The 12607-nt window shown below is 61.9% G+C and carries 12 protein-coding genes; 3 read left to right on the top strand and 9 right to left on the bottom strand.

The window, feature by feature from the left end; translation table 11 throughout:
- Positions 1-157: 157 nt before the first annotated feature.
- The gene (locus DBR47_RS12615; protein WP_124450536.1) at positions 158-622 is read left to right on the top strand and encodes an Hsp20/alpha crystallin family protein; all 465 of its coding nucleotides are present in this window, start codon (positions 158-160) and stop codon (positions 620-622) included.
- Positions 623-625: 3 nt separating this feature from the next.
- Here DBR47_RS12615 and tsaD read toward each other — a convergent pair whose 3' ends face one another.
- The 9 genes from tsaD to uvrB all read right to left on the bottom strand — a co-directional run bounded on the left by tsaD (position 626) and on the right by uvrB (position 9483).
- Positions 626-1666, bottom strand: a complete 1041-nt coding sequence (gene tsaD / locus DBR47_RS12610; protein ID WP_124450533.1) for a tRNA (adenosine(37)-N6)-threonylcarbamoyltransferase complex transferase subunit TsaD — start codon at positions 1664-1666, stop codon at positions 626-628.
- A 15-nt stretch (positions 1667-1681) separates the two neighbouring features.
- Entirely contained in the window at positions 1682-2020 is a 339-nt protein-coding gene (gene fdx / locus DBR47_RS12605) for an ISC system 2Fe-2S type ferredoxin (protein WP_124450531.1), read from the bottom strand.
- 12 nt (positions 2021-2032) lie between these two features.
- The gene (hscA, locus tag DBR47_RS12600) at positions 2033-3889 is read right to left on the bottom strand and encodes a Fe-S protein assembly chaperone HscA (protein ID WP_124450529.1); all 1857 of its coding nucleotides are present in this window, start codon (positions 3887-3889) and stop codon (positions 2033-2035) included.
- A gap of 3 nt (positions 3890-3892) precedes the next feature.
- Positions 3893-4411 carry a Fe-S protein assembly co-chaperone HscB gene (gene hscB / locus DBR47_RS12595; protein ID WP_124450527.1) on the bottom strand — a complete coding sequence of 173 codons (519 nt, stop codon included), beginning with the start codon at positions 4409-4411 and terminating at the stop codon, positions 3893-3895.
- Positions 4412-4490: 79 nt separating this feature from the next.
- Positions 4491-4814, bottom strand: coding sequence for an iron-sulfur cluster assembly protein IscA (gene iscA, locus DBR47_RS12590; protein WP_124450525.1), 324 nt, complete (start codon positions 4812-4814; stop codon positions 4491-4493).
- A gap of 36 nt (positions 4815-4850) precedes the next feature.
- Positions 4851-5240, bottom strand: coding sequence for a Fe-S cluster assembly scaffold IscU (gene iscU, locus DBR47_RS12585; protein WP_124450523.1), 390 nt, complete (start codon positions 5238-5240; stop codon positions 4851-4853).
- A gap of 116 nt (positions 5241-5356) precedes the next feature.
- Positions 5357-6571, bottom strand: coding sequence for an IscS subfamily cysteine desulfurase (locus DBR47_RS12580; RefSeq protein WP_124450521.1), 1215 nt, complete (start codon positions 6569-6571; stop codon positions 5357-5359).
- A 61-nt stretch (positions 6572-6632) separates the two neighbouring features.
- On the bottom strand, positions 6633-7166 hold the full coding sequence (locus DBR47_RS12575) for a Fe-S cluster assembly transcription factor (RefSeq protein WP_124450519.1): 534 nt from the start codon (positions 7164-7166) through the stop codon (positions 6633-6635).
- A gap of 202 nt (positions 7167-7368) precedes the next feature.
- Positions 7369-9483 (bottom strand): excinuclease ABC subunit UvrB, encoded by a 2115-nt coding sequence (gene uvrB, locus DBR47_RS12570; protein ID WP_124450517.1) that lies wholly within the window; start codon positions 9481-9483, stop codon positions 7369-7371.
- Between the two features lie 216 nt (positions 9484-9699).
- Here uvrB and DBR47_RS12565 point away from each other — a divergent pair, with 216 nt between their 5' ends.
- A complete protein-coding gene (locus tag DBR47_RS12565) occupies positions 9700-10902 on the top strand; it encodes an amino acid aminotransferase (RefSeq protein ID WP_124450515.1) in 1203 nt (400 codons plus the stop codon).
- Positions 10903-11161: 259 nt separating this feature from the next.
- Positions 11162-12550, top strand: a complete 1389-nt coding sequence (locus tag DBR47_RS12560) for a polyhydroxyalkanoate depolymerase (RefSeq protein ID WP_124450513.1) — start codon at positions 11162-11164, stop codon at positions 12548-12550.
- Positions 12551-12607: the final 57 nt, after the last annotated feature.

The raw sequence follows: 12607 nt of genomic DNA, 5'->3' as shown, positions 1-12607 counted from the left end.
CCAGCCGACGCACTTGGAGATGATCGCGCCAGTTCCAAGCTAGGGTTTGAAGTTTTTTTCGGGGCTTGAAGACGGAGGCAAGAGTCCAATTTTTGGAGATGTGAGGCTTGCACAGCAAAGCATTCCAACGATTCTTCCCAGACCCAAAGGAGCCACCATGTTTGTTTTCCCCGTCAACAGCATCGCCCGCCAAGCCCAAGCCCGCCAAGCCAGCGATATCGCTCAGCGCATTGAACGCATGTTTCAGGCCGAGCCCGCGGAGCAAGCCCTGGCCCTGCGCAGCCCTGCCCTGGATGTGAGCGAGACCGACAGCGCCTACATCCTGCTGATGGACCTGCCGGGTGTGAGCAAGGAGGCGGTGAAGATCAGCATCGAAGGCCGCCGCGTCAGCGTCGATGCCGAACAAGCCCGTGCGACAGAAGCCCCCAAGCCAGAAGCCGAAGCCCCTGCCGCCCCGCGCAGCCTCTACCGCGAACGCGCCCTGACCCGCTTCTCACGCAGCATTGCCTTGCCGCAAGAGGTCAATCAACAGGACTCCACGGCCCGGCTTGAAAACGGCGTGCTGACCCTGACCCTGGTGAAACGCCAGCCCAGCGGCCCTAGCCATTTGAAGGTCAGCTAAAAGCTAGATTGAACCGAGCGGCCAGCGCGGGCGCACCTCGAAGCCACCCGCGTCTGGCCCGGATTGCAGAACGGCCATACCGCGCTGCAAACGCATGGCGGCGGCCATGGCGATCATGGCGCCGTTGTCGGTGCACAGACTCAACTCCGGGTAATGCACCCGCACGCCACGCTTGGCGCAAGCCGTGTTGAGTTGCTCACGCAGCAAACTATTAGCCCCCACACCACCCGCCACGACCAGACGCTTGAGCCCGGTCAGCTTGAGGGCCAGCAAGGACTTCTTCACCAAGACCTCGACGATGGCCTCCTGCGTGGCCGCGGCCAGATCGGCTTTTTGTTGTTCCGTCGGAGCCTCGCCCAGGCGCTTGACCTGGGTCAGCACCGCCGTCTTCAAGCCGGCAAAGCTGAAGTCCGGCTTGCCGCTGTGCAAGAGCGGGCGCGGCAGATCAAAAGCGGCCGCATTGCCGCTTTGCGCCAAGCGCGACAGATGCGGACCGCCCGGGTAAGGCAGGCCCAGCAGCTTCGCACTCTTGTCAAAGGCTTCGCCCGCGGCGTCATCAATCGTCTCACCCAGGATCTCGTACTGCCCCACCTCGGTGACGCGCATCAGCTGGGTATGCCCGCCCGAGACCAGCAAGGCCACAAAGGGGAACTCCGGCGCATCGGCCGAGAGAAAGGGCGAGAGCAAATGCCCTTCCAGGTGGTGGATGCCCAGCGTGGGCTTGTCCAGCGCCGATGCCAAGGCAACCGCCACACCCGCCCCCACCAGCAGAGCACCGGCCAGACCCGGGCCCTGGGTATAGGCCACCACGTCAAGCTCGGCCAGATCCACATCGGCCTGCGCCAGAACCTCGCGCGTCAGTGGCAAGACGCGGCGGATATGGTCCCGCGAGGCCAACTCAGGCACCACCCCGCCATAGGCTTGGTGCATGCTGATCTGGCTGTGCAAGGCCTGGGCCAGGAGCTGCGGCGCGCCCTGCTCGGGCACCCGCACCAGGGCCACGCCTGTTTCATCGCAAGAGGATTCAAAACCCAGGACCAACATCGCGCTTACGCCCTCTCAGTGATTTTCTTTGGCGTGATTGATCGAGTACTTGGGGATCTCGATGGTCACATCCTGCTGGCCCAGAATGGCTTGGCAGCTCAGGCGCGAATCGGGCTCCAGGCCCCAGGCGCGATCCAGCATATCTTCTTCCTCCTCCTCCATCTCGGAGAGCGAACGCATGCCTTCGCGCACGATGACGTGGCAGGTCGTGCAGGCGCAGACCATATCGCAGGCGTGCTCGATGGCGATCTTGTTGTCCAGCAAGGCCTCACAGATGGAAGTGCCAGCCGGCACAGACACCGTCGCGCCCTCAGGGCAATACTCGGCGTGGGGAAGGATTTTGATGATGGGCATGATGATGCGGCCTCAGATTTGGTCGACGCTGCGGCCGGTCAAGGCCTTGTGGATGCCGCGATTCATACGCGCGGCGGCAAAGCTTTCGGTTCCCTTGGCCAAGGCCTCGACGGCGGCGTCGATGGCATCCGCATCTTCAGCCTCGGCGCTCAATGCCAAGGCCTGCAACAAGGCCTGCAAATCGCCGCGCTCGTCCTCGGTGAGCAGGTCACCATCGGCGGCCAGAGCGCTTTGAGTGGCCAGAGTCATGCGTTCAGCCTCAACCCGCGCCTCGCGCAGTTTGCGGGCCGCCATATCGGTCTCGGCGCTGGCAAAGCCGTCCTTCAGCATCTCGGCGATCTGGTCGTCCGACAAGCCGTAGCTGGGCTTGACCGTGATGGCCGCCTCGACGCCGGAACCCAGCTCCTTGGCCGACACACTCAGCAAGCCGTCGGCATCAACCTGGAAGGTCACGCGAATGCGCGCCGCACCGGCCACCATGGGCGGAATGCCGCGCAACTCAAATCGGGCTAAGGATCTACACTCACTGACCAACTCTCGCTCGCCTTGCAAGACGTGCACAGCCATGGCCGTCTGCCCGTCTTTGAAGGTGGTGAAGTCCTGAGCCTGGGCGACAGGGATGGTGGCATTGCGCTCAATCACCCGCTCCACCAGGCCACCCATGGTTTCCAGACCCAGGGACAAGGGGATCACATCCAGCAAGAGGATTTCGCCGTCCGAGGCATTGCCTGCCAGCTGATTGGCCTGGATGGCGGCGCCCTGAGCCACCACTTCGTCGGGGTTCAGATTGACCAGCACCTCGCGACCAAACAGGGCGCTGACGGCTTGGCGCACGCAAGGCATGCGGGTCGAGCCGCCCACCATCACCGTGCCCTGCACCTCCTCGGCCTTGACCCGGGCATCGCGCAGCACGCGACGCACGGCGGTCAGAGTCTTTTCCAACAAGGGCTGGGCGAGTTCGTCAAACTTTTGACGGCTGATCGTGACGCTGAGTCCCCCGGCATTCAGCTGGGCTGCCAGCTGCACTTCTTGCGCATCGGACAAAGCCTCCTTGGCCGCACGTGCCGCCACCAGCACCGCGCGCTTGTCGTGGCTGCTCTCGGCCTGCAAACCCGATTGCGCCAAGGCCCAGTCGGCAAGAACGCGATCAAAGTCGTCGCCACCCAGGGCCGCGTCGCCCCCCGTGGCCACCACCTCAAAAACACCTCGACTCAAGCGCAGCAGCGAGATATCAAAGGTGCCACCACCCAAGTCGTAGACCGCGTAGAGGCCTTCACTGGCGTTATCGAGGCCGTAAGCAATCGCCGCCGCCGTGGGCTCGTTGATCAGGCGTAGCACATTCAAACCCGCCAGCTGAGCGGCATCTTTGGTAGCCTGACGCTGGGCGTCGTCGAAGTAGGCCGGCACGGTGATCACCGCGCCAAACACATCATCGGCAAACGAGTCTTCGGCACGGAAGCGCAGGGTCGCCAGGATCTCGGCCGAGATTTCCACCGGCGACTTGCTGCCGTGACGGGTCGTCAGGCTGACCATGCCCGGCGTGTCTTCAAAGCGATAGGGCAGCTTGTTGGCCTCGCGGATATCGCTGAGGCTGCGGCCCATGAAGCGCTTGACCGAGACCACGGTGTTTTCCGGGTCTTCGGCCTGAGCCGCCAGTGCCTCGGCGCCGATCTGGCGTCTACCCTCGCTCAGATAACGCACGGCCGAAGGCAGGATCACTCGCCCTTGCTCGTCGGGCAGGCACTCGGCCACACCATGCCGCACGGCCGCCACCAAGGAATGGGTGGTTCCCAGATCGATGCCCACCGCGATGCGGCGCTCATGCGGATTGGGCGATTGACCGGGTTCGGAAATTTGCAAAAGAGCCATGTCTTATTGTCCCAGGGCGTCCAGCCGTTTATCGATATCGGAGCGGAAGCGATGAATGAACATCAATGCCCTCACCTGCTCCGCGGCTGCCGCGGCATCATTCTCATCGTCCAGCAGGCGCTGGACCTCGTTCAACAAGGCGGTCTCGCGGGCCGCCACCTCGGCGTCTATCGCCTCCACCTCAGCGGCGGTGCGCGCCTCCTCAAGCCCCTCTCGCCAGCTCATCTGCTCCATCAAAAAGCTGGTCGGCATGCGGGTATTGCTCTCGGCCTGCAGCGCTGCGCCACGCATTTCACACAGATAGGCGGCGCGCTTCATCGGGTCGCGCAGACGCTGGTGCGCCTCATTGACGCGCACGGCCCATTGCATGGCTAGGCGCTGCGAGGCCGCGCCTTCGGCAGCGAACTTGTCAGGATGCACCTTGGCCTGCAAGGCCTTCCAGCGCGCATCGACCTCGGCCCTGTCCTGCGCCTGGCGCTGGGGCAAACCAAACAGACTGAAGTCGTCGTCGCTGAGCTGCATGGGAACTGTCTTTAAAACTTGAGAGAAGCATGAAAAAGGCGCGGACATTCGGCCGCGCCTTCGTCCAGAGCATCGCGCCTTAAACGCGGAAAGACTCACCGCAGCCGCAACGATCTTTCTCGCGCGGGTTGCGGAACTTGAAGCCTTCGTTCAGGCCTTCACGCACAAAGTCCAGCTCGGTGCCATCCAGATAGGGCAGGCTCTTGGGGTCGATCAAGATCTTCACGCCATGACCTTCGAACACCACGTCCTCGGAGGCGACTTCATCGGCGTACTCCAGCTTGTAGGCAAGGCCAGAGCAGCCCGTGGTCTTCACGCCCAGGCGCACTCCCACGCCGCGGCCACGCTTGGCGATATAGCGCGTCACATGGCGGGCAGCCGCTTCGGTCAAGGTCACAGACATGCAGACTCCTTTACGCTTTGTTCTTTTTGTATGGTCTTACTGCGCGGCGTGCTTGGCGCGGTAGTCATCCACCGCCGCCTTGATCGCGTCTTCGGCCAGAATGGAGCAGTGGATCTTGACCGGCGGCAAGGCCAGTTCTTCGGCAATCTGGGTGTTCTTGATGTCCAGCGCCTGGTCGAGTGACTTGCCCTTGACCCATTCGGTCACCAGGGAGCTGGAAGCAATCGCCGAGCCGCAACCATAGGTCTTGAATTTGGCGTCTTCGATCAAACCGGTGGCCGGGTTGACCTTGATCTGCAGCTTCATCACATCGCCGCAGGCCGGCGCGCCGACCATGCCGGTGCCAACCGAGTCGTCACCTTTTTCAAAAGCGCCGACATTGCGGGGGTTTTCATAGTGGTCAACGACCTTGTCGCTGTATGCCATGGTGTTCTCCTATCGATCTGTTTGCTCCGATGGGGCCAGCGCCGGGCCGCTCCCAAGCGGCCCCGCATCCCCTCGGGGGGTGGCTGCGGTACACCGCAGCCGGGGGTTCCATTTCGTCAGTGGGCCGCCCACTGGATGGTGCTGATGTCGATGCCGTCTTTGTACATATCCCACAGAGGCGACAACTCACGCAGCTTGGCCACACGGTCCTTCAGGGTCGCGATGGCGTAGTCGATTTCTTCTTCGGTGGTGAAGCGGCCGATCGTCATGCGCAGACTGGAGTGCGCCAACTCGTCGCTACGACCAAGAGCGCGCAAAACATAGCTGGGTTCCAAGCTAGCCGAGGTGCAGGCCGAACCCGAGGACACGGCCAGCCCCTTCACGCCCATGATTAGCGACTCGCCTTCCACATAGTTGAAGGAGATGTTCAGGTTGTGCGGCACGCGGCGTTCCAGATCGCCGTTCACAAACACCTGCTCAATGCCTTGCAAGCCGTCCAGCAAACGCTTGTGCAGAGCGCGAATGCGCTCGTTGTCGGCCTTCATGTCTTCACGCGCGATGCGGAAAGCCTCGCCCATGCCGACGATTTGATGCGTAGCCAAGGTGCCCGAGCGCATGCCGCGCTCATGCCCACCACCGTGCATCTGAGCCTCCAGACGCACGCGCGGCTTGCGGCGCACGAACAAGGCGCCAATGCCCTTGGGGCCGTAGGTCTTGTGGGAAGCCAGGCTCATCAGGTCGATGGGCAATTCGGCCACATTGATGTCGATCTTGCCGGTTGCCTGGGCCGCATCGACGTGGAAGATGATGCCCTTCTCACGACAGAAATTGCCGATGCTGACGACGTCCTGGATGACGCCAATCTCGTTGTTCACGAAAAGCACCGAGGCCAAAATCGTGTCCGGGCGCACCGCCGCCTTGAACTTATCCAAGTCCAGCAGGCCGTTTTCTTCCACATCGAGATAAGTCACGTCAAAGCCCTGACGCTCCAGCTCGCGGCAGGTGTCCAGCACGGCCTTGTGCTCGGTCTTCAAAGTGATGATGTGCTTGCCGCGGGTCTTGTAGAAATGCGCCGCACCCTTGATGGCCAGATTAATGGACTCGGTCGCACCCGAAGTCCAGACAATTTCACGCGGATCCGCACCGATCAGCGCCGCCACCTGCTCGCGGGATTTCTCCACGATCGCTTCCGCCTCCCAGCCCCAGGCATGGCTGCGCGAAGCCGGGTTGCCGAAATGCTCGCTGAGCCAGGGCACCATGGCGCTCACAACGCGCGGGTCAACCGGCGTCGTTGCGCCGTAGTCCATATAGATAGGGAAATGCGGTGTCATTTTTTTGAATGCCAAAGAAATCGGAAATCTGAAAGCCGCGCCGGCGAGGCGATGGCGCGACTTACTTGCTCAGGGTATTACCCAGAGCGAAAACGGAATTGGGGGCGGTGATGCGGATGGGTTTGACCACCGGCTGGGTGGAGATGGCCCGTTTGATCGAAGCCTCCTCAATGGTCACACCCTTGGCCAGTTGGTCTTCCACCAATTTTCGCAGCGAAACGGAGTCGAGATACTCGATCATTTTCGCGTTCAAACTGGTCCACAACTCATGCGTGATGCAGCGGCCGGTATTCTCGCCCATACAGTTCTCATGGCCGCCGCAGCCGGTCGCGTCGATGGGCTCGTCCACCGCGACGATAATGTCGGCAACCGTGATTTCACTGGACTTACGGCCCAAGGAATATCCGCCACCTGGACCGCGTGTGCTTTCCACCAACTCGTGGCGGCGCAGTTTGCCGAACAGTTGCTCGAGATAGGACAAAGAGATTTGCTGCCGCTGGCTGATCGCCGCGAGCGCCACCGGCCCGCCGTTTTCACGCAGGGCAAGATCAATCATCGCGGTGACAGCAAAACGACCTTTGGTAGTAAGGCGCATCGAACTCTCCTTCGGTCAACAAGACCATGGAGCATCACAAACAAGCACGGGTGATGCCCGCCAGAGCCACCTTCCGCCACGAACAAGCGGCGCCGGGTAAACCCTGGTTTATTTCCGACCATTTTACTCAATTACTGGCAGGCTTGCAGAGCCGCCAATTCAGCCGGTCGAAAGAAGGGGTATTTCGCGGCTTGCCACTCTCTCAAGCCCTGGGCGTGGACGGCACATGGTCGTGCACCACGGCGCCAAAAGCCTGCTCGCGCAGCTGGGCCAGCTGATCGCGCACCCGGGCGGCTTTTTCGAACTCCAGATTGCGCGCATGCTCCAGCATCTGCTTTTCCAACAAGGCCATGCGTTTGCTGAGGTCTTTCTCGGACAACTCCTCCACAGCCGCCATCTGCAAGAGCTTCTGATCGTCGCGCCCGGACTTCTCGGAGTAGACCCCGTCGATCATGTCCTTGATCCGTTTGACGATGGAGCGCGGCGTGATGCCGTTCGCCTCATTAAAGGCCAGCTGCTTGGTCCGGCGCCTCTCGGTCTCGCCCATGGCCTTGCGCATGGAATCGGTGATGCGGTCGGCGTAGAGAATCGCCTTGCCGCGCAGATTTCGCGCCGAGCGGCCAATGGTCTGGATCAGGCTGCGCTCGGAGCGCAAAAAGCCCTCCTTGTCCGCGTCCAATATGGCGACCAGGGAGACCTCGGGAATGTCCAGACCCTCGCGCAATAGGTTGATGCCCACCAGCACATCGAAGGCCCCCAGGCGCAGATCGCGCAGAATCTCCACCCGCTCCACCGTGTCCACATCGGAGTGCAGATAACGCACCTTGACGCCGTTATCGCTCAGATAGTCGGTCAGCTGCTCGGCCATGCGCTTGGTGAGCGTGGTGATCAAGACGCGTTCATTCACCTCCACCCGTTCGCGGATTTCCTGCAGCACGTCATCGACCTGATGGGTGGCAGGACGCACCTCGACGACCGGGTCGACCAGGCCGGTCGGCCGCACCACCTGCTCGACGATCTGGCCGGAGTTCTCCTGCTCATACACCGCCGGGGTCGCGGTAACGAAGACGGCCTGGCGCATCTTGCGCTCGAACTCGGCGAATTTGAGCGGGCGGTTATCCAAGGCCGATGGCAGGCGAAAGCCATACTCCACCAGCGTGGTCTTGCGTGCCCGGTCGCCGTTGTACATGCCGCCGAACTGGCCGATCAGCACATGGCTCTCGTCCAAAAACATCAGTGCATCAGCCGGCAGATAGTCGATCAGAGTGGGCGGCGCCTCACCCGGCTGGGCGCCGGAGAGATGGCGGGTGTAGTTCTCAATGCCCTTGCAATGCCCCACCTCCTGCAGCATCTCCAGGTCGAAGCGGGTGCGCTGCTCCAGGCGTTGCGCCTCCACCAGTTTGCCGTCGCGCACAAACTCGCCTAGGCGCACGCGCAGCTCTTCCTTGATGCCATCCATGGCAGCCAGCACCCGCTCACGCGGCGTCACGTAATGGCTGCTGGGGTAGACGGTGAAGCGCGGAATCTTCTGCCGCACCTTGCCAGTCAAGGGGTCGAAGAGCTGCAGAGTCTCGACCTCGTCGTCGAACAGCTCAATGCGCAAGGCCAGTTCCGAATGCTCAGCCGGGAAGACGTCAATGGTGTCGCCCCGCACCCGGAAGGCGCCGCGGCTGAACTCCACCTCGTTGCGGGTGTACTGCATGCGGATCAGCTGGGCGATCACATCGCGCTGGCCCATCTTGTCGCCATTGCGCAAGGTCATCACCATCTGGTGATAGTCGGCCGGATTGCCAATGCCGTAGATCGCCGACACCGAGGCCACGATCACCACGTCTCGCCGCTCCATCAAGCTCTTGGTGGCCGACAAGCGCAGCTGCTCGATGTGCTCGTTGATGGCGCTGTCTTTTTCGATGAAAAGATCGCGCTGCGGCACGTAGGCCTCGGGCTGGTAGTAGTCGTAGTAGCTAACGAAATACTCAACCGCATTATTGGGAAAGAAATCCCGGAACTCGCTGTAAAGCTGGGCCGCCAGCGTCTTGTTGGGCGCAAAGATGATGGCCGGCCGGCCCAGACGGGCGATCACATTGGCCATGGTGAAGGTCTTGCCCGAGCCCGTCACACCCAGCAAGGTCTGAAAACTCAGGCCGTCGTTGATGCCTTCACACAGCTGCGCGATCGCCGTGGGCTGATCGCCGGCCGGCGGAAAGGGCTGGAACAACTCAAAGGGTGAGCCTTCGAAAGAAACGAACTCACCCTTCGGCCGTTCGGCTAGCTCGTTGGCTTCGTCAATAAGGCTGACTGATGAAGAGTCCTGCATACGTCGTTTTCCTGGGTCTTGGCCGTCATGGCCTGCTTGGCATTCACAAGGGCCGAGAGCAAAACCCGGCCCAGCAACGCCTAAAATCGCAGCGCCGCGCAACCCGACAGGTTAGCGCAGGCCAAGCCTTCGCGCCGGATGCCTGGTCAGATATTGCCAGCCGCATTCAGGCATCCACTCCCCGCTATTGCCAACGTCCTGTCAGGAATCCTTCCCATGTCTTTGTTCGCCGCCGTCGAAATGGCCCCTCGCGACCCCATCCTGGGTCTGAACGAGCAATTCAATGCCGACCCCAACCCCGCCAAGGTCAATCTGGGCGTGGGCGTGTATTTCGACGAGAACGGCAAGCTACCCCTGCTGCGCTGCGTGGCCCAGGCCGAAGCGAGCATGCAGGCCGACCCCAAGGCGCGCGGTTACCTGCCCATTGACGGCATCGCGGCCTATGACAAGGCCGTGCAAGGCCTGGTCTTTGGTGCCGACAGTGCCGTGCTGCAAGCCAAGCGCGTGGCCACCGTGCAAGCCATTGGCGGCACCGGTGGCCTGAAAATTGGCGCCGACTTCCTCAAGCGCCTGAACCCCGGCGCCCAAGTGCTGATCTCCGACCCCAGCTGGGAGAACCACCGCGCCCTGTTCAGCAATGCCGGCTTCCAGGTCGGCAGCTACCCCTACTACGACGCCGACAAGCTGGGCATCAATTTCGAGGGCATGCTGGCGGCCTTGAATGCGGCCGCTGCAGGCACCGTCATCGTGCTGCACGCCTGCTGCCACAACCCGACCGGCTATGACCTCAGCGCCGCCCAATGGGACCAGGTGGTGGCTGCCGTCAAGGCACGCAATCTCGTGCCTTTCCTGGACATGGCCTACCAAGGCTTTGGCGAAGGCATTGCCGAAGACGGCGCGGTGATCCAGCAGTTCCTGGCCGCTGGCCTGGACTTCTTCGTCTCCACCAGCTTCTCCAAGAGCTTCTCGCTCTACGGCGAGCGTGTGGGCGCCTTGAGTGTGGTTTGCGCCTCCGCCGAGGAAGCCGGGCGCGTGCTGAGCCAGCTGAAGATCGTCATTCGCACCAATTACTCCAACCCGCCGACTCACGGCGCCCAAGTGGTGGCCCTGGTGCTGGGCACACCTGCCCTGCGTCAGCTGTGGGAAGACGAGTTGGCCGGCATGCGCCTGCGCATCCGCGCCATGCGCAGTGCCTTGGTCGAGGCCTTGAAAACCGCAGGCGTGGATCAAGACCTCAGCTTCGTCACCCGCCAAAAAGGCATGTTCAGCTACTCCGGCCTGAACGCCGCTCAGATGCAGCGTTTGCGCAGCGAGTTCGGCGTCTACGGCGTGGACTCAGGCCGCATCTGTGTGGCCGCGCTGAATGAGAAAAACCTGCCCCAAGTGGCGCAAGCCATGGCCGCTGTTTTGCGCGGCTGATCGTCGGCACAAGTTCACCCAGGGCCCGCCACGGCAAGCCCTGGGTGATTTCCGGAACAAAGCGGCAACTCTGCCGGAGTTCGGGCCATTGCGGGGGTGACGAAATCAGTTTTGCCAGTTAGCCTAGAACTCAAGCAGATTCGCCATTTTGGCGTCAGCGAGTTGTCAGTTTCACGGCAGGATTTCGATAAAATGCTGCAGCGCACAAATTCTGGCATCATGGCCAGAATTGCCCACCCCGAAAGCCAGAGTCCATCCCATGCTGTATCAACTTTTTGAAACTCAGCGCGCGCTGATGAGTCCCTTCTCGGAATTCGCAAGCGCGTCCGCCAAGCTCTACAGCCATCCGCTGTCCCCCTTCGCTCACACCCCCATGTCGCAGCGGGTTTCCGCCGGTCTGGACCTGATGCACCGCCTGGCCAAAGACTACGAGAAGCCCGAGTTCGGCATTCGTGGCGTCGAGGTCGACGGCGTGGAAGTGGCCGTGCAGGAACTGGTACCGGTGACCAAGCCCTTTTGCCGCCTGCTGCGCTTCAAGCGCTATACCGACGATCCGGGCGTGCTGACCAAGATGAAAGATCAGCCCACCGTGCTGGTCGTGGCCCCCTTGTCTGGCCACCACAGCACCCTGCTGCGCGACACCGTGCGCCAGTTGCTGAAAGATCACAAGGTCTTCATCACCGACTGGACCGATGCCCGCATGGTGCCGCTGGAAGTCGGCCCCTTCCATCTGGACGACTACATCAGCTATGTGCAGGAGTTCATCCGCCACATTGGCAGCGACTGCCATGTGATCTCGGTCTGCCAACCCACCGTGCCGGTGCTGGCTGCCATCTCGCTGATGGCATCCAATGGCGAAGCCACACCGCGCAGCATGACCATGATGGGCGGTCCCATCGACGCCCGCAAGAGCCCGACAGCCGTCAACAATCTGGCCATGAACCGCAGCTATAGCTGGTTCGAGAACAATGTGATCTACCGGGTGCCCACCAACTTCCCCGGTGCCGGCCGTGCCGTCTACCCCGGCTTTTTGCAGCACACCGGTTTTGTGGCCATGAACCCGGATCGCCACCTGACCTCGCACTACGACTACTTCCTCGACCTGATGCGCGGCGACGACGACAGCGCCGACTCGCACCGCCAGTTCTACGACGAGTACAACGCCGTACTGGACATGCCAGCCGAGTACTATCTGGAAACCATCCGCGTTGTTTTCCAGGACTTCGCCCTGGTCAATGGCACCTGGAAGGTCAATGGCCAGTTGGTGCGGCCGCAAGACATCAGTCAAACCGCCTTGCTGACTATTGAAGGTGAGTTGGACGATATCTCCGGCGCCGGCCAGACCCGCGCGGCCCATGATCTGTGCTCGGGCGTCTCCAACGAGCACCAATTCCACTACGACGCCATCGGTGCCGGTCACTACGGCATCTTTGCGGGCCGCCGTTGGCGCGACAATGTCTACCCCGAGGTGAAGAATTTCATCCTCAAGTACGACCACCCGAATGCCGTGGGCGGCCCCGCCAAGAAAGCGGCAACAAGCTCGACATCCAAAGCCATCGCGGCTGCGGCGTCTAGCGCAAGCGCGGCGGCAACGACCACCACCAAGGCGCCCAAACGCCAGGCACGCGCCAAGAAAAGTATTGCTTGACCCTCCCGACCCCACTCCCCACCCCCGCCAAGCCTGAGCTTGCAGCCTCTGCCCCAG

The organism is Paucibacter sp. KBW04, assembly GCF_003852425.1.
Classification (GTDB): domain Bacteria; phylum Pseudomonadota; class Gammaproteobacteria; order Burkholderiales; family Burkholderiaceae_C; genus Paucibacter_A.
Note: the sequence above shows the minus strand (reverse complement) of the source record. Positions and strands in the feature narration are given on the sequence as shown.

Bases quoted from the DNA above. Each gene is read 5' to 3' on its own strand.
- DBR47_RS12615 (WP_124450536.1), top strand. From the start codon at position 158: ATGTTTGTTTTCCCCGTCAACAGCATCGCCCGCCAAGCCCAAGCCCGC.
- tsaD (WP_124450533.1), bottom strand. From the start codon at position 1,666: ATGTTGGTCCTGGGTTTTGAATCCTCTTGCGATGAAACAGGCGTGGCC.
- fdx (WP_124450531.1), bottom strand. From the start codon at position 2,020: ATGCCCATCATCAAAATCCTTCCCCACGCCGAGTATTGCCCTGAGGGC.
- hscA (WP_124450529.1), bottom strand. From the start codon at position 3,889: ATGGCTCTTTTGCAAATTTCCGAACCCGGTCAATCGCCCAATCCGCAT.
- hscB (WP_124450527.1), bottom strand. From the start codon at position 4,411: ATGCAGCTCAGCGACGACGACTTCAGTCTGTTTGGTTTGCCCCAGCGC.
- iscA (WP_124450525.1), bottom strand. From the start codon at position 4,814: ATGTCTGTGACCTTGACCGAAGCGGCTGCCCGCCATGTGACGCGCTAT.
- iscU (WP_124450523.1), bottom strand. From the start codon at position 5,240: ATGGCATACAGCGACAAGGTCGTTGACCACTATGAAAACCCCCGCAAT.
- DBR47_RS12580 (WP_124450521.1), bottom strand. From the start codon at position 6,571: ATGACACCGCATTTCCCTATCTATATGGACTACGGCGCAACGACGCCG.
- DBR47_RS12575 (WP_124450519.1), bottom strand. From the start codon at position 7,166: ATGCGCCTTACTACCAAAGGTCGTTTTGCTGTCACCGCGATGATTGAT.
- uvrB (WP_124450517.1), bottom strand. From the start codon at position 9,483: ATGCAGGACTCTTCATCAGTCAGCCTTATTGACGAAGCCAACGAGCTA.
- DBR47_RS12565 (WP_124450515.1), top strand. From the start codon at position 9,700: ATGTCTTTGTTCGCCGCCGTCGAAATGGCCCCTCGCGACCCCATCCTG.
- DBR47_RS12560 (WP_124450513.1), top strand. From the start codon at position 11,162: ATGCTGTATCAACTTTTTGAAACTCAGCGCGCGCTGATGAGTCCCTTC.